The organism is Nitrosopumilus sp. (genome assembly GCA_029862745.1).
GTDB lineage: Archaea > Thermoproteota > Nitrososphaeria > Nitrososphaerales > Nitrosopumilaceae > Nitrosopumilus.
Window position 1 is genome coordinate 195,489 of the sequence record JAOTWS010000004.1, and the last position, 20,191, is coordinate 215,679.

Genomic DNA, 20,191 nt, shown 5'->3' on the forward strand with positions numbered 1-20,191 from the left:
TAAATGGATGAAGAATTAAAGACAGAGATAAAAAAAATGGCTCTTCAAAATGCATATGAGCATAAAGGAGAGACTAGAGATAAAATAATTTTGGGAAAAATTCTTGGAACAAAACCAGAATTTAGAAACAAAGTAAAAGAAATCACAGATGATATTTCTGATATTGTTACACAAGTTAATCAAATGTCATTAGAAGAGCAAAAAAAAGAAATTGAGAAAAACTTTCCAGAAATTTTAATACCTAAAGAAAAAATTGAAGAAAGAGAAGGCTTTCCAGAATTAAAAGATGCAGTGTATGGTAAAATAATCACAAGATTTCCTCCAGAACCCAATGGTTATCCCCATATCGGTCACGCAAAAGCAGCTATCATTAATTCTGAATATGCAAAGATGTATGGTGGGAAATTTATTTTAAGAATGGATGATACAAATCCAGAAGCAGAACGCATGGAATATCATGCTGCCATCAAAGTTGGATTAGAATGGTTGGGAATAAAATTTGATGTGATTAAAAATACATCAGATGATATGGAGATATTTTACGAGAAGGGAACAGAATTAATTAATTCAGGAAAAGCTTACGTTTGTACTTGTAAAAGAGAAGACATTAGCAAAAATAGAAGAGAGCGAAAAGCATGCAAATGCAGTATGGGAGATGTTGATAAAAATTATAAAAATTGGGAAAAAATGAGTAATAAATTCAAACCAGGCGATGCAATTGTCAGATTTCGCGGAGATATGAAAGCAGATAATGCAGTTATGCGAGATCCAGTATTATTCAGAATCATTGAAGGTAAACATTACACATTAGGGGAAAAATACAGAATTTGGCCTAGTTATGATATGGCAGTTGCAATTGAAGATAGTATTGATGGTGTAACTCATGCATTTCGTTCAAAAGAATTTGAACTAAGAGAGGAGCTAATTAATGCAATTTTAGATGCGTTAAACATGAGAAAACCAGTGCAAGGATTCTTCTCCAGATTAGAATTCAAAGGAATGCCTATTTCAAAGAGAATTATTAAACCATTGATTGAAGAAGGTAAAATTTCATGGTATGACGATCCAAGGTTACCAACACTTGAAGCATTACGTAGAAGAGGAATCAAACCTGAAGCCATAAGGAAATTTATCATGTCATTAGGGTTGACCAAAGCAAATACCCTAGCACCATTTGACTCACTAGAAGCATTTAATCGTAAATTTGTAGATGCAAGTAGTATTAGATTATTCATGGTAAGTAATGCAAAAAAACTAACAGTAAAAAATTTACCAATTTCATCTATTGAGATTCCTAACCATCCAGTTAATAACATGGGAAAAAGAGAAATCAAGATTGATGGAGATTTTTACATTTCTGGAGATGATGCTCAAACAATCAAAACAGGAACACAAATTCGCCTTTTAGGTTTAGGGAATATATCCATAACAAAAGAAGGTAGTGAGTTAGAAGGTGAGTTTATTGAGAATGGTAAAACAGATGATATTTTAAAAATTCAATGGGTCTCTCAAAAAACAGCATATCAAATCAAGATGATTATTCCAAAAGCATTGTTTATCAATGATGAGTTTAACGAAGATAGTTTAGAAGAATTAGACGTTTATACAGAACCACATTACTTACAATTAAAAGAAGGTGAAGAAGTACAATTTGTTAGATTTGGATATTGCAGAAAAGATTCACAAAATCAAGCAATTTTCACACACAAGTGATCAATAATGAAAATTGCACGATTGTTACACAATAATAATGAGACATATGGTTTCATAAAAGGAGATAAAGTATCTACAAAAGATGAGATTACTTATTTAACAGGAGTTCCAATCCCTCAAACTGTAAAAGATTTCCTTTTTGATGGATGGTATGATGAAATTAAAAATAAAATAAACGATTTGCCCTATGGAGAAGATATTTCAAAATACAAATTATTAGCACCAATTGCAAATCCAAGTAAAATAATTTGCTTGGCATTTAATTATATGGATCATGCCAAAGAGCAGGGATTGAGCCCACCAGAAGATCCTGCGCTAGTAATGAAACCACGAACTGCACTAAACAACACTGAGTCAGATATCGTATGCCCTGATTTTGTAACACAATTAGATTATGAGATAGAGTTAGCCCTAATTATTGGAAAAAACTGTAAAAATGTTAGCATTGATGAGGCATCAAAAGTAATATTTGGATACATGATACTTAACGACGTTTCTGCAAGAGACATTCAATTCAAAGATAAACAGTTCACTAGAGGAAAAAGTTTTGACTCATTTGCTCCATGTGGTCCATGGATAACAACTACCGATGAGATCAAGGATGTTCAAAACCTAAAAATGACAACCAAGGTCAATGGTAATTTGAGACAAAATTCTTCTACAAACAACATGTTCATAAAAATTCCAGAAATTGTTTCAAAAATTTCACGAGTAATGACATTAGAAAAGGGAGACATTATTTCTACTGGAACACCAGCAGGTGTAATGCTAAACAAACCAAATGCTGTATTCTTAAAGGATGGAGATAAAATAGAAATGGAGATTGAGGGACTTGGGTTTTTAAAGAATACTGTACGATTTGCAAAATCTAATTAGAGTAAATATTTTTTCATTAGATGAAAAGAAATTTTATGTTCTAAAGTATCAAATTTAGGTAGTTTTTCAATTGTTAAAATTTGAATACGTTGATAATTTTTGTTTAAAGCATAATTTTGTAAAAATGAAAGTATTTGAATCACAGTAACATCATGAGCTGAAAATAATGTGACTATCATTGTCCTATCAAAATGCTCCGAATCAGTAATGATTGCCAAAGATGTATTTCCATCTACACTAGATTTAATAATTTTATTTTGTTGAGAAAACAAGGACACCAGTTCATCATACAATGGAATCCATCTCCAAGACTTTACATAATGTGTGTATAATTTACAATCAAGGGATTTTTCAAAATCAATATTGTTATGATTTGAATTTGTTTTAGGATCAAGTGAATAAAAATTCCAAGTTTGAAAAATATCATAATTTAATGAATTTGCCATGGAAAGAGAATTAGTATTTTGTGTATCAATGAGCATATAAGAAAATGAGATGTTTTTTTCTTTTCCAGTAGATTCTACATGTTTTACTAATTTAGATGCTATTTTCTTTCTACGAAAATTTGGATCAACCCTTATACCTTCAATCCAAATTTGATCTTTTGAATAAAATGCATGACATATTCCAATTGGAAATTGATTTTCACATACAAACAAATTTCCTTCTGATAACCAATAATCCCATACTTGAGGTATATAATCACCCCAAGAAAAAGTGTCAGTACAAAATTTTAAAACATGAATTTTATCTTCAATATTTGCTTCTCTTATAATCAAATCCATAACATACAAAAAAATATTAAGAATAATAAGATAAAACTACAATGGGAAAAATAATAGTTGGTAAAACATCAGATATTCCAGCTGGAAAGATGATTAAGGTATCTGTTGACGGAAGAGACATTTTAGTTGCAAATATCAATGGTGAGTACTGTGCTACAGATGATTCATGTACACATTCAGGCTCCAGTTTATCTGAAGGAAAATTAGATGGATGCATAATCACATGTGGATGGCATGCAGCTGAATTTGATTGTAAGACTGGAAAACTAGTTAAATTTCCCGCAAAAATTAGAGATTTAACATCATACAATATTGTTGTAGATTCAGATAATGTATTTGTGGAGATGTAACTATATACCTCTAATTTTTAACAAAAGGTGTAAGAAATGGCAGATAAGAATCAAAATAAAGAAGCAATGAAAGAAGCAATTGAAACATTAAATCAAATTGTTTCAAGTAATTCTACGCCAAAAACAATTAAAAAATCTATTACAGATTTGATTGTAGATCTAAATAATCAAGAGTATTCATTGTCAGTAAGAGCAGCAAACACAATTAGCTTATTAGATGACGTTACACAAGATCCCAATATGCCTTCATATGTTAGAACCCAATTATGGCAAGCAGTTTCAAAATTAGAAAGTATAAGAGAATAAATTCACGCTTGCTTTAAAAATAATAATGAAAATTGAAGAGTATTTAGAGAAACTTCCAAAGAATGTACTAAGCGGGGAAGATATTCAATTACCTGAAAAATCTTTTAGAGAGATTTTTGAATTTGTGAATTTAGGCAAAAATGATAATTTTTATCATTTGGGTTGTGGCGATGGAAGAGGAATTGAGATTGCAGTTAAGGAGTTTAAAGTGAAAAAGGCTGTAGGCATTGATAATAATCCTAAAAAAATAAGTGATGGAAAAAAAAATCTAGACGAAAAAAAGATTCAAGGAGAAATGATATGTCAAAATATAGAGAACTCAGATTTTTCAGATGCCTCAGTAATTTTGTTCTGGTTTACAGATGAAAAGATAATAAGTCAAATGCTAGAAAAATTTGAAAAATTAAAACCAGGAACAAAAGTAATCACAATTTGGGGACCGTTACAAGATTGTCTTCCTGATAAAGTAAGGTTTCCATATATTATCAATAAAACGCCATTCAAGAAAGCGCCTAGCCTACAAGATCAATTACTAGCAATTTTTGGTGTGAAATGTGTAGATTTTGTAACGGCGTGGGAATTTGCAGAAAGATACACCAAATCTATAGGGTCTCCTGAAATTAAAAATGATCGTTTTTTAACAATTATACAAACATTAGTTATTTGGATTAACGCTAAAAAATTAGGTGTTGCGTGTGGTGAAGAAATTCCTGAATCGATCCAAACATACATGAATATCATGAAAATGCATTTTGATATAGATTTTGAATATATGTTAAAGGAGTAAAACTGTGTAATCCTTTTATTTTGTTTTCATATATCAATACCATGGAAAACAGGATTAATATCAACGTCTCTACAGTAGATTATGACAAAACAAGTAAGGCACTAACTCATCAACTACTGCTTTTAGAAGAGATGGTTCATAGTAATGAAGATTTTGTAATGACAGATTCAGAATTTGCTTTTGGTTGGCACTTTTTTGTATTGAGTGTAAATAAGTCGCTAGTAGAAAAATTAACAGATGTTATGGGATCAGACTTTGAAAAATTAAAGGGAAAAGGAATTGAGAAAAAATTTCTTACATGGCTTACAAAAAATATAGAAAGCAAATCTCCTAGATTCAAACTTGCGATCAAAGAAGAGATGGAATCTAGTAAATTTGGTATATTTTAAAATAATAAAAAACAATATGCACTTGTCTAATTTAAAGTCCTTTAATTTTAGATATTAAAGTAAGTACAGATAGAGAGGTGAATAATTTATTCTTGCTTTACTTTACCATGATAAAAAAATTGTTTATATGGGAAAAGTTATGATATAGTACATTGTCAGATTTTCTATTACCTAAACTACCATATGCATATGATGCATTAGAACCTCACATTGATGCACAGACTATGGAGATACATCATTCAAAACACCATCAAGCATATACCAATGGATTAAATGATGCATGGGAAGATATGTCAAAAGAAAATCAAGACCAAGGATTACTCATGATACTTGCAGACTTGGATCAACTTAAACCTGAAGTTAGAGATAGAATCAACTTTCATGGCGGTGGGTACAACAATCATGAACTATTTTGGGAGAGTATGAAACCAAATGGTGGTGGAGAGCCTAGCGGCGCACTAAAAGATGAAATAGTTAAGGAATTCGGAAGTTTTGAGAAATTCAAAGAGACATTCTCTGTAAACACAGCAGCCATTCAAGGTAGTGGTTGGGGATGGCTAGTTTATGAACCAAAATCAAAGAAAATTAAATTTAAAACAACAGCAAATCAAGACAGTCCAATCACAGAAGAGATAGTACCACTCTTAGGATTAGATGTATGGGAGCATGCCTATTATCTAAAATATGAAAACAAAAGACCAGATTACATATCGGCTTGGTGGAATGTGGTAAACTGGGAAGAAGTAGAATCTAGATTTTCAAGAGCAGCAAATACTGCAAAAGCATTATTTACGAAATATAGATAGAATAGTTCCTGCATCAAATAAGGAATTATTGATAAGAGTTACAAAATTAATAATAAAGAAGAGTTTCTAGAATTAAGATTATTATTGTTTATCATCATAGATCTTAATTCTATTCGTATACGGCTAAATCATTTTTGAGATAAGTGCTTATTATTAAAGAGAAATGTGGACTATCAGAGTTCTAAACATAAAAATGAAGGGCCCTCGAGGGGAATCGAACTCCTGTCCGAGGATCCACAATCCTCTATACTAACCACTGTACTACGAAGGCCACAAAGAATTGAATTTGTTTATCCTGTAATAATCTTTAAGTTCTAACTGAAAATTAGGCTGTAGATTTATTATTAACTAGATAGAATTTCTAATATGCGATTATGGTGGATTGCAATGGCAGTAACAATTGGAATAACTTGGGTTGGAGTGAATTATTTACTTCCTTTCAAATAGTCTCAAGTCTCAATATTTTCTAATTTTGTTGATAATCCAAAATGAATATACCAATTATAGCGATCGCTTTAAATTTGTTATATTAAGATATTTTTCAACTTGAGAAAAGGATTCCTTGCCAACAGATTGCGTTCTAATAAAAAATTAGAAGAGGTTATTGAAAGTAAGATTGAGATCATAGAGAGTAAAAATTTTGTTTGGGTTGATTTACAAAATCCCGATAGAAATGATGTGGAAGAATTAGCTAAAAAATATAATTTTAATACGCTAAACATCGAAGACTGCATGACAAAGTTTGAATTGCCAAAACTAGATAGTTATGATGATCACTTCTTTGTGATTCTACATTTTCCACCACTATCAAAAAAAATTGGGGTATCAAGGAATAGTCAATTATCAATATTTATTGGAAAGGATTTTCTGGTTACAGTACATCAAGGGGATCTTAAACCATTAATAGAATTAGTAGACATATGTAAAAATAATTCAGAACCGCAAAGAAAGAATCGATTATTAGGAAAATCATCAGGACTATTACTTTATGAAATCATAGATGTTTTAGTAGATGACCTTTTACACACATCTAGAAAAATAATTGCAAATCTAGATGAAATAGAAGATAGAGTGTTTGATGAAACAAAACCAGTGGCAAGAAACATATCTTTGCTGAGAAGAGAGATCAATAAATTAAGAAGAATTGCCAATCCATTGAAAAAATTTGTGTTAGAAATTGCAAAACAAGTAAAAAGATTTTCCGAAGAAGACGAACAACTTGGGTTTTACTATGATGATGTAATTGATCACATTGAGAAAGTAATAGAAACATTAGAAGAATCAAGAGAAACTATGGAAATTTACAAAGATACTGATTTTGTGTTAAGTACAGAAAAAACAAATAAAGTACTTGGAATGTTAACTATTATCTTTACATTAGCCATTCCATCTACAGTAATTGGAACATTTTATGGAATGAATGTTAATTTGCCAGGTGGTATTGGAGATCAGATAATGTTCCTAGGTCCATTTACAACTTTTATAGTAATCATTATTGCGTCTGCTATACCAGCAATTCTAATGTTTGTATATTTCAGAAAATTAGGATGGATTAGTAATTAAGATTAGAATAATTTAGAACATATCATGAAGATTTATTTTTATCATAGCTAATGAATTATCTAGAATCAGTAATGAGAATCAAAAGATCAGAATTATTTCCAACATCAGGATGGATTTCAGTAATACTTTAGTAACTATTTGCAAAATAGCAAGCACAAAAAACCATTAGATGAAATTAATACAAATTCACCAATAGGAATTATAAAATAAAATGTATGTTTCAATAAATAAATAGTCTAAATTATATTAGAACCAATACAAATTTGTCTAAAAAATTATATTCGTAAATAGTAAAAAAGTATGAAAATTCAATATTTCTTATTAAAAAATAAAATTGGATAAATATAAGCAACATTAACTTAAACCATGGGTAAAATAAGAATTAGAACTGGAAGAGGTACAGGTACTATTGAAGTTGATGATGATCCTACAAAGTGGTCAGGAGATGAATTTAGAAAAATTCAACATGCACGTAAAAAAGCGGCAGCAAATAGAATGGTTCACACAGGTAGAGGAACAGGTTCTAAACGACTAGGCGATATGCCTGATCCAAGAGCAAGACCTTCAACAGAAGGAATGACAAGAAGCACAGGTAGAGGCACTAGTTCAAGAAAGAGTAAAAACAAAGGCTCTGTATAGAAGTAGGGCCTTATTTTTTAAAATTTTATTTTACTATGTTTTTAATAGGTTAGAATCTACTAAATTTTGATATCAGCATTACTTGATTTTAGTTTGTTCCAGTCTGCAAGGAAATTCTCTAAACCAATTTTTGTCAATGGGTGTTCTAGCATTTTATCTAAAACTGCGGGTGGTAATGTTACTACATCTGCTCCTATTTTTGCAGCATCAATTACATGTAAAGGATGACGAATACTTGCAACAAGAATTTGTGTTCCAAAATTATAATGTGAAAAAATTTCTTTAATTTCTTTAATTAGATGCATCCCATCTTGACCGATGTCATCTAGTCTACCAATAAATGGACTAACATACTTTGCCCCTGATTTTGCAGCAAGTAAAGCTTGATTTGGAGAAAAGATCAATGTAACATTGACAGGTATTCCCTCAGATGAAAGGGATTTGCATGCTTTTAGACCATCAGGTGTCATAGGAACTTTGACAACAACATTATTACCATATTCACGAAGACGTTTTCCTTCTTCCATCATTCCAGAATATTCTGTACTAACAACTTCCAAACTAACATCACCTTTAATGATGTTTGTAATCTCTTTCATTGCATCTTTTGGATTGCCACCTTCCTTTGACATAAGAGAGGGATTGGTTGTAATACCATCTAGTAATCCCATATCATTGAATTTTCTAATAGATTCAAGATTAGCGGTATCAAGAAAAATTTTCATAGTTTTTTACTCCTAATTTCTTGGACTTGTTTTACCATATTAAAAGATGTTATTCCATGTCTTTCTAGAAGTAAGTGAATTTCATCATCTCTAGCAGATTCTCCAAACATATCTTGTACTCCAATTCTCCTAATAGGTACAGGATACGATTCAGAAACAGATTCTGCTACAGCAGATCCCATTCCACCAATAATATTATGCTCTTCAGTAGTGACAATACAGCCAGTTTCCCTTGCTGCTTTTTCCAAAATGCCATGATCAAGGGGTTTTATTGAAAAAATATCTAAAACCCTACAAGAAATTCCTTCTTGTTGTAATGATTCAGCTGCTTCCAAAGCCATCCTAACGGTAATTCCACATGCTGCAATAGTGCAATCAGAGCCATCTCTTAGAGTAATTCCCTTGCCAATTTGAAAATCTTGAGATTCAGAATGAATCAAAGGGGTTTTTGATCTTGCCATTCTCATATAAAATGGACCGTATTCTCTTGCCATCAACTGAATTAATTTTGAAACTGCAACAGTATCAGCAGGAATAAAAACGTGAAAATTTGGAATTACTCTCATTATTGCAATATCTTCAATTTGTTGATGTGAGCCACCGTCAGGACCAACAGACAAACCACCATGAGATACAACTAATTTAACATTAAGACCTTTTCTGCCACCAGGGAGAGATGGGTAAGCAACATTATTTCGAATTTGATCAACTGCTCTTCCAGGCAGAAATATAGCATAAGTGCTAGCAAATGGAATCTTTCCAGAAATTGCCAATCCAGATGAAATTGTAACGAGATTTCCTTCGGCAATTCCTACATTAAAAAATCTTTCTGGAAATATTTTACCAAATTCAGAAGTTTTTAGTGAATCAGTTGTATCTGCACCTAAAACAACGATATTTGGATCTTCTTTTCCAGCTTGAATCAAAGATTTTGAATATGCTGAACGCATGTCAGTCATTATTGGTTCATTCAAAGGTATCCTCCATCTAGCGCAATTTTTTTAATTTGTTCTTGTTTTTCTCCTATGACATGTAACTCAATCCATTTGTTTACCAAGTCCTTTCCTCCTAACTCATGACATTTATCAAGTAGAAGACATCTTCTAGAATGTACAACTTCATTCCTAAAATCCCTGATTGCAGCATGTACGTCCTGCTGTCCAATTATAGCTCCACCACCAACAAATACACGCGCTCCATCTCTAAAAATAGAACCAATATTTCCAAGATTTACTCCACCGTCAGCTTCAATATAACCCGAAAAATTGTGTTCTTTTAAGATAGAACTCAACCTTGCCATTTTTGCATGTGTTTCTTCAATGTATTTTTGACCAGATTTTCCAGGCACCACTGACATGACAATAAGTTGATCAATAGAATGTAGAAAGTTGTATGACCATTCAGGCAATTCAGTATCAGGATTAATTGCAAGTCCGACACCAACTTGATCTTGTTTCAATAGATCATGAATCTCTCCAAAACTGGATTCGTCAGTAACTTCTGCATGAACTGTTATAATATCACTTCCAGCATCGATGTAATCTCTAACATGTTTTACGGGTTCGCTAATCATTAAATGAGAATCAAATGGAATAACAGTGAGAGGTCGTAGTTCTTTGATTTTATTATGGTCAAAAGTTTTTGTAGGGACAAATTTGCCATCCATCACATCAAGATGAATATAATCAGATCTGCCAGATACACATCTTTTAATTTCATTTTGTAAATTTGACATATCTCCTGCAATAATAGAGGGCGCAATCATAAATTGAGAATCTAACTCAAGATTAATCACAGGAACAATATCAGAATCAGGGGATTTACCATGCCATTGTGGATTATTTTCCATATGTTCAATTGATTTTCCCTTTAGGGTTCTAGAGACAATAATTGTGGGTACACCTTGTGTTGCATTAGCTTTTGCAAGTGCTGCATCAATTTGTTCAATTCTATGTCCATCAATTTCAATTACATTCCAACCAAATGATCTCCATTTATCACCAGTCTTCCAACGTGATGCATCTCTCCACATTTCAGAAAAATTATCACCTTCTAATTGTTCATCAAGAGGCATTATTTTTTCAGTGTAGGAATCTTGTTGAATAAAATTCCTATCAAGAAAAACAGTGAGGTTATCAACTTTGTATTTTGCAGCCGTCATAGCAGCTTCCCAAATCTGACCTTCATCAGATTCGCCATCACCAATAATTGTATAAACACGATATTGTTTGGAATCAATTTTTGCTGCAAGCGCCATTCCAATAGAATAAGATAGTCCAGTACCTAAAGAACCTCCACAAAACTCTACACCAGGACATTTTAGATCTGGATGCCCCTGTAACCTACTTCCAAACTTTCGCAGTGTTCTGACTTCAGATTCTGAAAAATATCCTGCAACAGCCAGATTGGAATACAAACCTGGAGCAGCATGACCTTTAGATAGAACTAAACGATCGCGATCTTCCCATTGAGGGTTTTTAGGATTAAAGTTAAGATATTTGTTATATAGGCACCCAAGAATTTCTGCCATAGAAAAAGAACCTCCAGGATGACCAGAACCAGCCGAATCAATTGACTCTATTACCAGTTTTCTTGCTCTAAGAACATTCTTTTTAGTGAGATAGTAATTAAGACCCATCTAAAATATTGTTAAGATGAAGTAAATATCTACTTTTGTAAAATTTTAGTTTGATCGTAATTAAGTGAGAACGCGGAAATTAAAGAAAATACTCCAACATGTTATATTAATAGTCAGGTTATTTGTGTACAAAATTTGCAAAATTAATTATTTTTTTGCCAGAAGTAAAATTTCAAGAATGGAAAAGCAAAATTAATTCCAGTCATGAAATCAATTTCACCGAAATAAAGAATCACCAGTTTTTGTAAGATCATCTAGTTTACTAACAATTAACAGCAGTCCTTTAAAGTAAATCTAAATAATACTTGAAAAAGTAGGCATTCATATGAGAATTAGAATTGAGAGTTCAAAAAAGAAAACTAGCCTTCTTTGTGGATTTGTGTTAGAAAATTCAACCACAGTTTTAGGATTGGAAAAGTTCGATGCTAAAAAATCCTCAATCATAGATCAAACTGTAAAAGATATGAAAGGAAAATTAGGAGCATTAAGCATAATTCCTTGTTCAGAAAAAGATTCAATTCAAAGAATTCTGCTTGCAGGGTTGGGTGAAAAGGGCAATATGACAAAAGATACCATCAGATCAGTGTCTGGAAAAATTGCTCAAAAAGCAAGAGAGTTAAAATTAAAAGAGTTTACTATAATTGCACCTCCAAGTTTTGTGGAAGATACAATTTTGTCAGTTTCTCAGATTGTAGAAGGATCAAAAATGGGATTATACAAATTTGATAATTTCAAATCAGAAAAATTAGATGATTCTCCAGATTTGACAATTATTGTTTCTAAATCAGATAAAATTTCAAAGGCTATCAAAAATGCCGAGATTATTGCAGATGGTGCAATATTTACAAAAAGTATTGCAAATTTACCTCCAAACAAATGTACACCTACTACACTAGCAAATTTTGCAAAAACAATTTCTAAAAATAATAAGTTAAAATGCAAAGTTATTTCTGAACCCGAACTAAAAAAGAGAGGTTTTTGTGGAATATCCGCAGTTGGTCAAGGAAGTAAAAACCAACCAAAACTAATTGTTTTAGAATATAATAACGGATCAAGAAATGAAAGACCCATAGTTCTAGTAGGAAAGGCAGTAACATTTGACACAGGTGGTATATCATTAAAACCAGGAGACAAAATGGATGAAATGAAATTTGATAAATGTGGTGGATGTACAGTTCTTGGAATTATGAAAGCAGTATCAGAGTTAAAACTACCAATCAATGTTGTAGGAATTATTCCTTCTGTTGAAAATATGCCTGGTGGTGAATCATACAGACCTGGCGATATTATAAAATTGTATAGTGGAAAAACTGCAGAAATTCTAAATACAGATGCAGAAGGTAGATTGATTTTAGCTGATGCATTATCATATGGAGAAAAAACTTATTCACCAAAAACAATAATTGATTTTGCTACATTGACAGGTGCATGTATAGTTGCATTAGGTACCAATGTGGCCGGAATGGTATCAAATAACGAAAAACTAACAAAGAAGATCTATGACGCTTCCAGCAGAACCACAGAAGAGGTTTGGGAACTTCCATTAAATCAAGATTACATGGATATGATAAAATCAGAAGTCGCAGATATGAAAAATGTCGGAATAGGCAGAGCTGCTGGAACCATCACGGCTGCAGCTTTTTTGAGGAATGCCATTAAAGATACACCGTGGGTTCACTTAGATATTGCAGGAGTTGCGTGGACACAGACAGGTACAAAAGAAAAATCGTATAATCCAAAGGGTGCAACAGGTTTTGGAGTAAGATTGATTTTAGATTATTTACAAAATCTGTAAAATCAGTATCCTCTACTATTTCTATCAGGTGTACCGACATTTGGATTTCTAAAACCATGCTTCTCCATCATATGGTTAAGAAATCTAATATCATCAGAAAAAGATTCTCCACATACAGAACAATTTGCCATTGAAATCACATCAATTTGGTTTACTGGATATTAAAAGATTGATTGAAAAGTAGAAGATGCCAGCACTGCTGCTTCCCAAGAGCTCTCGCATCTTAGTAGCACAACAGCGACGTCAGGTTTGACTTCCAAGTTCGGAAAGGGATTGGGTCGCACCCTAACGCTATGGCCGGCTTGATAGATCTTCACAAATTCTCATCTATTAACGTAACGCCAGATTTGAAAGTGTTCAAAATAGGTATAAAGCAAAGGAAATGCCGGATTACAACATGACACATAGAGTTGCAGTTTTGGATCAGGATCTTTGTCAACCAAAGAAATGTGGTTTAGAGTGCATAAAATATTGTCCAGTTAATAAATCGGGAGCTGAATGTATTATTCTAAACGAAGAGTCAAAAAAGGCTCAGATTGATGAAGATATCTGTAATGGGTGTGGAATATGTGTCAAAGTATGTCCATTTGATGCAATCACAATTGTGAATCTAGCTAGCGAGTTAGCTACAGATAAAATTCATCAATATGGAGTAAACTCATTTCGATTATACAAGTTACCAACTCCAAAAAAAGGAGAGGTTGTAGGATTACTAGGAAGGAATGGAATGGGTAAAAGTACAGTAGTCAACATATTATCAGGTAATTTAAAACCGAATCTAGGCAGATATGAAAATCCTCCAGAATGGGATGAGATTTTAAAACATTATAGTGGTACAGAACTAAAACAGCATTTTGATAAAATTCAACAAAAACAAATTCGTGCATCGATTAAACCTCAACAAGTACATCATATTGCAGAAGCATTTGAAGGAACAGGAAAAGAACTTCTTGACAGGTATGATGAAAGAGGAGTTTCAAGAGAGCTAATCAAAGAATTAGGATTAGAAAATTCATTAGAACACAGTTTAAAGGAATTAAGTGGAGGAGAGTTACAAAGAATTGCAGTTGCTGCTGCTGCATCTAAAGATGCAGAATTTTACTTTTTTGATGAACCATCTTCATATAATGATGTTTTTCAAAGAACTGGAGTTGCTCGTGTAATTCAAAATCTGGCAAGTATTGGAAAAAGCGTAATGGTGGTAGAGCATGATCTAACATTACTTGATTTTCTTAGTGACTATATCGAAGTATTATATGGAGAACCAGCAGCATATGGAATTGTTTCAACTATTCTATCTACAAAGATTGGGATTAATGTATTTCTTGACGGTTATTTACCAAATGAAAATGTTAGATTTAGAGACAAAAAATTTTCTTTTGATGTATCATCATCAACTACCGATATATTTGAAGAAGGAAGTACAATTGTCACATATCCAAAATTAGTAAAAGAATATCCCACATTTTCAGTTACAATTGAGCCTGGTCAAGTAAGAAAAGGCGAAGTTGTAGGAATAATGGGTGCAAATGCTCTAGGTAAAACAACAATGATGAAAATGATTGCAGGAGTTGAAAAACCAAATGTGGGGAGTATCGATAAAAAAATAAAGATAGCATACAAACCACAATATCTTCAAAACGATATTGATGTAGAAGTCATATCAGTATTAGACAAAGCAAATGGCAATCAAGTTGAAGGGAGTATGGAAGAAGAACAAATACTTGAACCATTAAAAATTAAAAAATTATACAACAAATCTATTAAGAATCTTTCAGGAGGTGAATTGCAAAAGATTGCAGTTGCATCATGTCTTTTGCAAAAAGTAGATTTGTATGCATTAGATGAGCCATCAGCATTTTTAGATGTAGAAGATAGAATTGCAGTTGCAAAATTTATACAGAAATTTGTTCGTTCCTTTGGAAAATCTGCAATTATTATTGATCATGATTTACAGTTAATGGATTTAGTATCAGATACAATGGTGATTTTTGAGGGGGAATCAGGAGTGACAGGTAAAGCTACATCACCAATGCGAAAAGCTGATGCCATGAACAGATTCCTAAAATCTCTGGACATTTCATTTAGAAGAGATGAGAGAAGTCTAAGACCACGTGTAAATAAATTAAAAAGTAGATTAGATAAGGATCAAAAAACATCTGGTAACTTCTATTACAAGCATTGACTAGAATGTTAAAAAAAGCACTAGAAAATGTGCTTACAGCAAAAGAAAGTGATGAGTTAATTTCATCATTTGATCAGATCGGAGATATAATCATCTTAAGAATTCCAGATGCTCTATCTTCAAAGAAAAAAATCATTGGAGAGACATTGTTAAATGAAGTAAAAATAGCTAGGAGTGTATTTTATCAGGCGTCTGCTGTAGAAGGTGATTTTAGAACCAGAGATCTAGAAATTCTTGCAGGAGAAGACAATACAGAGACAGAATACAAAGAATTTGGCTGTAAATTCATAGTAGATGTAGAAAATGCATTTTTTTCACCTAGGCTGTCAACAGAGAGAGAAAGAATTGCAAATTTAATTCAAGATGGGGAGGTGGTAACCAACATGTTTGCAGGAATTGGAATGTTTTCCATCATGGCTGCTAAAAAGAAAAAATGTACAGTTTACAGCCTAGATATCAATCCAGTTGCCTCAAAGCTATGTGAGAAAAATATTGCAATAAACAAACTTACTGGAAAAGTAATTTCCATAAATGGTGATGCATCTAAAATAATTAATGAACAATTAATTAATAAATCAGATAGAACGTTAATGTTGTTACCTGAAAAATCTGATGAGTTTTTAGAATCAGCAATCAATGCAACCAAAGATAATGGAACCATTCATTATTATTCACATATTCATGCAGATAAAAAATCAGATGCAGGAAAACTTTCAGAAGAACATTATCTTCAGGTTACACCAGTAAAATCAGAAATTCTAGATTCAAAAATAGTCAGACCTGTAGGTCCAAGATATTATCAAACTGTTGTAGATGTAAGAATTTCTAAATAATTAATCTTCTGATGTAATTGATGCAGAGGATGGTTTTGTTGTTGCCATAACATATCCAATCCATGCTATAACACCTAAAATACCTCCAGCAATCATCAATATTGATAATTGTAAAACAATTGGACTCCACTCAGATAACATTAACAAATATGCATAGAGAAAGAAACCTCCAATACAGAACACAAAAATGGTAATACCAATTCCTTTTCGCTTGTCCACAAAAAATAATTTTTTGTGAGTTATTTATTGGTTTGAATTAATTTAATTCAATTGCCATAAGATATGCATCTTCACCATCACGGTAGTATGCGTTTAATTGTTGCCTTATTACAAATCCTAATTTCTCATACAATCTTACAGCATCATTATTACTACATCTAACTTCCAAGTAAAATTCATCACATTTTTTTAATTTGACACCTTTGATTGATTCTTCAACAAGTGCTTGTCCAATACCTTTTCTTCTGTATTCATCAAGAACAGCTATTGAAACAACATGACCTTTTTTGACAAAACCCAATTTCTTAAAATTTGAAAAACCGTATTCGGTTTTACACATAATATATCCAACAAGTTTTCCTCCAATCTCTGCTACTATAAAGGCCTCAGGAAGTTCTGTCAATAAACTCTCATAGAAATAATCAGAATAGTGTTCAGGAAGAGTTTTCAGATTGATCTCCATTACAGAAATCAGATCGCTTGGTCCTGCTCTACTAATACTACAGTCACCTAATTGTCTGAGAATAACTTGCATGATTTTCTATAGAATTATTAATATTTAATTTTAAACCAAAAGACCATTTAATGGAAAGACGATAATCCAAAACAATGGTAGAGTATACGCAGGAAGAAGTTATTTCATTAGTAAATTCCATTTTTGAAGTAAGTGATATTAATAAAACAGAATTTTCACTAGAGTTTAAAATAGAAAATTTAGAATTTAAGTCAAAATTTGAAGATTTGGCAAGAAAGTTAGAAAATATGAGTTACGCATGTAAATTAGAAGAAGGTAATGATGGCATCAAACACGTAATTATTCAGAAATTTTCTCCAAAAGTGCAAAGAAAATGGATGAGCACAGCGTGGACTCCCAGAATTTTGTTTGCAGTTGTAGTCTCATTTGTAATGATTGATGGATACTATAGAACATCTGGAACAAATTCAATAGTTCAGATCGGGGATCCTTTAGAAATGGCAGGAGTCTACACGTTATCATTATTAGGAATTTTAGGAATTCATGAACTTGGCCACATTGTTGCTGCCAAATTACATGGATTAAAAACAACTTGGCCATACTTTATTCCAGGATTGCCAGTAATAGGAATCCCAACATTTGGTGCATTTATTCAATCAAAAGGATTAACCATTAATCGAGAAATTTTATTTGATGTTGCCATTGCAGGACCTATTGCTGGATTAGCAATTGCAATAATAGTTTCGATTTACGGAGCATATACAGCACCAGTTTTAGATCAAGATATTGCAGCAGGATTATTTGCAGATTCAAGACTGATAGAATGGGAGCAGGGAGAACCATTGTTAATGTCTGCCAGTTTAGCCCTGTTTGGGAAAGGTGGAACAGGAAACGAGGTGATTATGACTCCGGTAATGTTTGCAGCATGGATTGGATTTTTAATTACATTTTTGAATTTACTTCCAGCTTGGCAATTAGATGGTGGACATATGGCAAGAACACTTCTTGGAGTAAAGCTTCACAGATATGCAACTTTTGGAAGTATGGCGATTCTTGTTTTGTTAAATTATTGGTTAATGGCGTTTTTAATTTTGATCCTGAGTTCAAGAAATCCCGGTGCAACACCATTAGATGATGTATCACCACTTACAAGAAATAGAAAAATAGCATATATTGGAATCATAGGATTAGCAATTTTGTGTGCCCCGTTACCATCAGACTTTTTACCTGGTCTTTTACCTTAACAAAATCCGGGCACCGTCTGAAACCACTATAACTTTTTGTTTTCCACCTTGTGTTTTTAAAATATAATCCATCGAATATTTAATTCCGGGTAAAGAAATCAAATTAAGTTTCTTTACATAAAATTCAGGGATAATTGAAACTAATCCAATCTGGAAGTTCTTTTGAATTTCTGAAAGAAATAGTAAATCTTCCATTCCATCAACATATTTAGTAGGATTGTATAGTTGTTCCAAAGTTAATCTATCTTCAATGTATTGTTGAAGCGCATCAGAACCCAATCCACCTTTACATTCAGCAACCAATATTGCAAGGCCATCTTTTTTAATTGCATTAGAACAATTCCAAAGTGAAGATAGTGAATTTCCAAGATTATCATTACTGGCATCTTTACCGGTACTAAGTATCATCGTTTTGTGCTGACCTATATCTTTGATAGAATTAGATTCTAAAATTTTTGTAGATGAAATAGTTTTAGAGGGATGACCTATAGAGAAATCCATTATTCCTTCAGAGTTTGCGATTATTTCTATTCCTTGAATTTCAAAGTTATCAGTGAATTTTTTTGCTTCAGTTAGACTTTCAGGGTATTGACCAGGTGTAGGAAGATTTCCTTGTCTTTTAGCATATGCTGATAACATAGAGTCTAAACCAAATTTTTTGATAAGACGCGTAGATATAGTTTCATATCCAAATAACCCATCAAACTCCATTTCACCCAGAAATATGAGATTTGAATTTGAAATTCCAACATCAGCAAATTCATTGATTGAACTTCCTTCAGGCAATCCTGCTTTGACCAAATTTAGGATTTTTTTCTCGGCGAAGATTTTTGGAAATGGTTTTGATTTTTGCTCACAAATAGTAAAAAGAGAAGATATTATTTTTTGAATAGATTTAGAATTATGTAAAACTACAAGTTCGATGGGCTTGGATAGATCAAGCGCATTTAGTTTTTCATTGATCGCTGAATCATCTAGAACTTTACCTTCAGAATCAATTTTTTGCTCTAAATTTTCTGCCTTTATATCCAAAACTACGTCTGTAATACCATAATTTAACCAGATTTCAGGCATAATTAATTCACAATACAAACCAAAATAAATCCAGTGTAGTGAATTTGAGTATGGAGTTTGTGAATGAGTTTGGAACCTTTTTGCACCAAAAGGGCATTATAAAATTTGGAGATTTTACACTTGCAAGTGGAAAAAAGAGTTCATACTATGTAGATTTAAGATTGGTTCCGAGCTACCCTCATGAATTTAGAAAGATGGTAATACATCTTAAAAACGACATTGCCCAAAACATTGGATTAGATAAATTCGATTCAATTGTTTCAGTCCCTACAGGAGGTTTGATAATTGCATCAGCATTAGCGATGGAAACTGTCAAGCCACTAATCTATGTAAGAAGTAAACCAAAAGACTATGGTACATCAAAATCAATAGAAGGTAAAATTCATGACGGGATGAAAGTGCTAATGATAGACGATGTTGCAACTACTGGTGGTTCAGTGGTTAATGCAATAAAATCTCTAAAAGAATCTAATATTTTCATTAAGGATGTATATGTAATAGTAGATAGGATGGAAGGAGCTGGAGATGCATTCGCAGAATTAGGAATAAAGATTCATTCAATTTTAAAAATCTTAGAAATTACAGAATCACTGTATGAGCAAAATCTCATAGATCAAACTGTTTTAGAAAAAGTGAAGAAGCAGATAAACAAATGAGTAATTGGCAGCTCAGACAAATGCCTTCCAATCACCATTTCAGATATAACTCTGATTCTTCATTGCGGCCAGTTGATTTTAAATTGGCTCATTTTAAAACTAATTGAAAACAATGGGCAACCTCAATTTTATC

22 protein-coding genes, 1 tRNA gene and 1 rRNA gene are annotated in these 20,191 nt (G+C 32.3%); 14 read left to right on the forward strand and 10 right to left on the reverse strand.

From position 1 onward, the window contains the following. Positions 1-3 precede the first annotated feature (3 nt). Positions 4-1,713: a glutamate--tRNA ligase gene (gene gltX, locus OEM44_06010; protein ID MDH3516354.1), complete on the forward strand. Its 1,710-nt coding sequence runs from the start codon at positions 4-6 to the stop codon at positions 1,711-1,713. 6 nt (positions 1,714-1,719) lie between these two features. Beyond that, positions 1,720-2,589: a fumarylacetoacetate hydrolase family protein gene (locus OEM44_06015; GenBank protein ID MDH3516355.1), complete on the forward strand. Its 870-nt coding sequence runs from the start codon at positions 1,720-1,722 to the stop codon at positions 2,587-2,589. Here OEM44_06015 and OEM44_06020 read toward each other — a convergent pair. After that, positions 2,586-3,365, reverse strand: coding sequence for a GNAT family N-acetyltransferase (locus OEM44_06020; GenBank protein ID MDH3516356.1), 780 nt, complete (start codon positions 3,363-3,365; stop codon positions 2,586-2,588). The two genes, OEM44_06015 and OEM44_06020, sit on opposite strands and share 4 nt — an antisense overlap. A gap of 50 nt (positions 3,366-3,415) precedes the next feature. On the opposite strand from OEM44_06020, the gene OEM44_06025 reads away from it, so the two are divergent. The 5 genes from OEM44_06025 to OEM44_06045 all read left to right on the forward strand — a co-directional run bounded on the left by OEM44_06025 (position 3,416) and on the right by OEM44_06045 (position 6,012). Then, the gene (locus tag OEM44_06025) at positions 3,416-3,724 is read left to right on the forward strand and encodes a non-heme iron oxygenase ferredoxin subunit (protein MDH3516357.1); all 309 of its coding nucleotides are present in this window, start codon (positions 3,416-3,418) and stop codon (positions 3,722-3,724) included. A 36-nt stretch (positions 3,725-3,760) separates the two neighbouring features. Next, positions 3,761-4,030, forward strand: coding sequence for a UPF0147 family protein (locus OEM44_06030; protein MDH3516358.1), 270 nt, complete (start codon positions 3,761-3,763; stop codon positions 4,028-4,030). Positions 4,031-4,055: 25 nt separating this feature from the next. Continuing rightward, entirely contained in the window at positions 4,056-4,817 is a 762-nt protein-coding gene (locus tag OEM44_06035) for a class I SAM-dependent methyltransferase (GenBank protein MDH3516359.1), read from the forward strand. Positions 4,818-4,858: 41 nt separating this feature from the next. Then, complete coding sequence (locus tag OEM44_06040; GenBank protein MDH3516360.1) at positions 4,859-5,206, forward strand: hypothetical protein; 348 nt, start codon at positions 4,859-4,861, stop codon at positions 5,204-5,206. A 152-nt stretch (positions 5,207-5,358) separates the two neighbouring features. Beyond that, the gene (locus OEM44_06045) at positions 5,359-6,012 is read left to right on the forward strand and encodes a superoxide dismutase (protein ID MDH3516361.1); all 654 of its coding nucleotides are present in this window, start codon (positions 5,359-5,361) and stop codon (positions 6,010-6,012) included. A 199-nt stretch (positions 6,013-6,211) separates the two neighbouring features. Here the strand turns inward: OEM44_06045 and OEM44_06050 are convergent. Then, positions 6,212-6,283: transfer RNA gene (locus OEM44_06050), tRNA-His, on the reverse strand. A 275-nt stretch (positions 6,284-6,558) separates the two neighbouring features. On the opposite strand from OEM44_06050, the gene OEM44_06055 reads away from it, so the two are divergent. Together OEM44_06055 and OEM44_06060 are read left to right on the forward strand one after the other, a co-directional pair. Next, positions 6,559-7,575, forward strand: coding sequence for a magnesium transporter CorA family protein (locus OEM44_06055; protein MDH3516362.1), 1,017 nt, complete (start codon positions 6,559-6,561; stop codon positions 7,573-7,575). A gap of 366 nt (positions 7,576-7,941) precedes the next feature. After that, positions 7,942-8,214 (forward strand): hypothetical protein, encoded by a 273-nt coding sequence (locus OEM44_06060; GenBank protein ID MDH3516363.1) that lies wholly within the window; start codon positions 7,942-7,944, stop codon positions 8,212-8,214. A 59-nt stretch (positions 8,215-8,273) separates the two neighbouring features. Here the strand turns inward: OEM44_06060 and fsa are convergent, their stop codons facing one another. From fsa to OEM44_06075, 3 genes are read right to left on the reverse strand one after another with little or no spacing between them, the layout of a single operon-like run. After that, positions 8,274-8,939, reverse strand: coding sequence for a fructose-6-phosphate aldolase (gene fsa, locus OEM44_06065; protein ID MDH3516364.1), 666 nt, complete (start codon positions 8,937-8,939; stop codon positions 8,274-8,276). Continuing rightward, positions 8,936-9,913, reverse strand: a complete 978-nt coding sequence (locus OEM44_06070) for a transketolase family protein (protein MDH3516365.1) — start codon at positions 9,911-9,913, stop codon at positions 8,936-8,938. The genes fsa and OEM44_06070 overlap by 4 nt, the downstream gene beginning before the upstream one ends. Next, entirely contained in the window at positions 9,910-11,577 is a 1,668-nt protein-coding gene (locus tag OEM44_06075; protein ID MDH3516366.1) for a ribulose-phosphate 3-epimerase, read from the reverse strand. The genes OEM44_06070 and OEM44_06075 overlap by 4 nt, the downstream gene beginning before the upstream one ends. Positions 11,578-11,902: 325 nt before the next feature. On the opposite strand from OEM44_06075, the gene OEM44_06080 reads away from it, so the two are divergent. Next, positions 11,903-13,372, forward strand: a complete 1,470-nt coding sequence (locus tag OEM44_06080; protein MDH3516367.1) for a leucyl aminopeptidase — start codon at positions 11,903-11,905, stop codon at positions 13,370-13,372. Between the two features lie 2 nt (positions 13,373-13,374). Here OEM44_06080 and OEM44_06085 read toward each other — a convergent pair whose 3' ends face one another. After that, positions 13,375-13,503, reverse strand: a complete 129-nt coding sequence (locus OEM44_06085) for a hypothetical protein (GenBank protein MDH3516368.1) — start codon at positions 13,501-13,503, stop codon at positions 13,375-13,377. Positions 13,504-13,557: 54 nt separating this feature from the next. Next, positions 13,558-13,677, reverse strand: a 5S ribosomal RNA gene (gene rrf / locus OEM44_06090). Positions 13,678-13,769: 92 nt separating this feature from the next. On the opposite strand from rrf, the gene OEM44_06095 reads away from it, so the two are divergent. Together OEM44_06095 and OEM44_06100 are read left to right on the forward strand one after the other, a co-directional pair. Continuing rightward, complete coding sequence (locus tag OEM44_06095) at positions 13,770-15,557, forward strand: ribosome biogenesis/translation initiation ATPase RLI (protein MDH3516369.1); 1,788 nt, start codon at positions 13,770-13,772, stop codon at positions 15,555-15,557. A 5-nt stretch (positions 15,558-15,562) separates the two neighbouring features. Continuing rightward, positions 15,563-16,390: a class I SAM-dependent methyltransferase family protein gene (locus OEM44_06100; protein ID MDH3516370.1), complete on the forward strand. Its 828-nt coding sequence runs from the start codon at positions 15,563-15,565 to the stop codon at positions 16,388-16,390. Here the strand turns inward: OEM44_06100 and OEM44_06105 are convergent, their stop codons facing one another. After that, positions 16,391-16,609 carry a transcriptional regulator gene (locus OEM44_06105; GenBank protein ID MDH3516371.1) on the reverse strand — a complete coding sequence of 73 codons (219 nt, stop codon included), beginning with the start codon at positions 16,607-16,609 and terminating at the stop codon, positions 16,391-16,393. Between the two features lie 37 nt (positions 16,610-16,646). Further along, a complete protein-coding gene (rimI, locus tag OEM44_06110) occupies positions 16,647-17,144 on the reverse strand; it encodes a ribosomal protein S18-alanine N-acetyltransferase (GenBank protein MDH3516372.1) in 498 nt (165 codons plus the stop codon). A gap of 74 nt (positions 17,145-17,218) precedes the next feature. Here rimI and OEM44_06115 point away from each other — a divergent pair, with 74 nt between their 5' ends. After that, entirely contained in the window at positions 17,219-18,328 is a 1,110-nt protein-coding gene (locus OEM44_06115) for a site-2 protease family protein (GenBank protein MDH3516373.1), read from the forward strand. Here the strand turns inward: OEM44_06115 and OEM44_06120 are convergent. Continuing rightward, positions 18,320-19,402 (reverse strand): transcriptional regulator, encoded by a 1,083-nt coding sequence (locus OEM44_06120; GenBank protein MDH3516374.1) that lies wholly within the window; start codon positions 19,400-19,402, stop codon positions 18,320-18,322. The genes OEM44_06115 and OEM44_06120 overlap by 9 nt on opposite strands. A 50-nt stretch (positions 19,403-19,452) precedes the next feature. Between OEM44_06120 and pyrE the strand changes: the two genes are divergently transcribed. Beyond that, complete coding sequence (gene pyrE / locus OEM44_06125; GenBank protein MDH3516375.1) at positions 19,453-20,058, forward strand: orotate phosphoribosyltransferase; 606 nt, start codon at positions 19,453-19,455, stop codon at positions 20,056-20,058. Positions 20,059-20,191 lie beyond the last annotated feature (133 nt).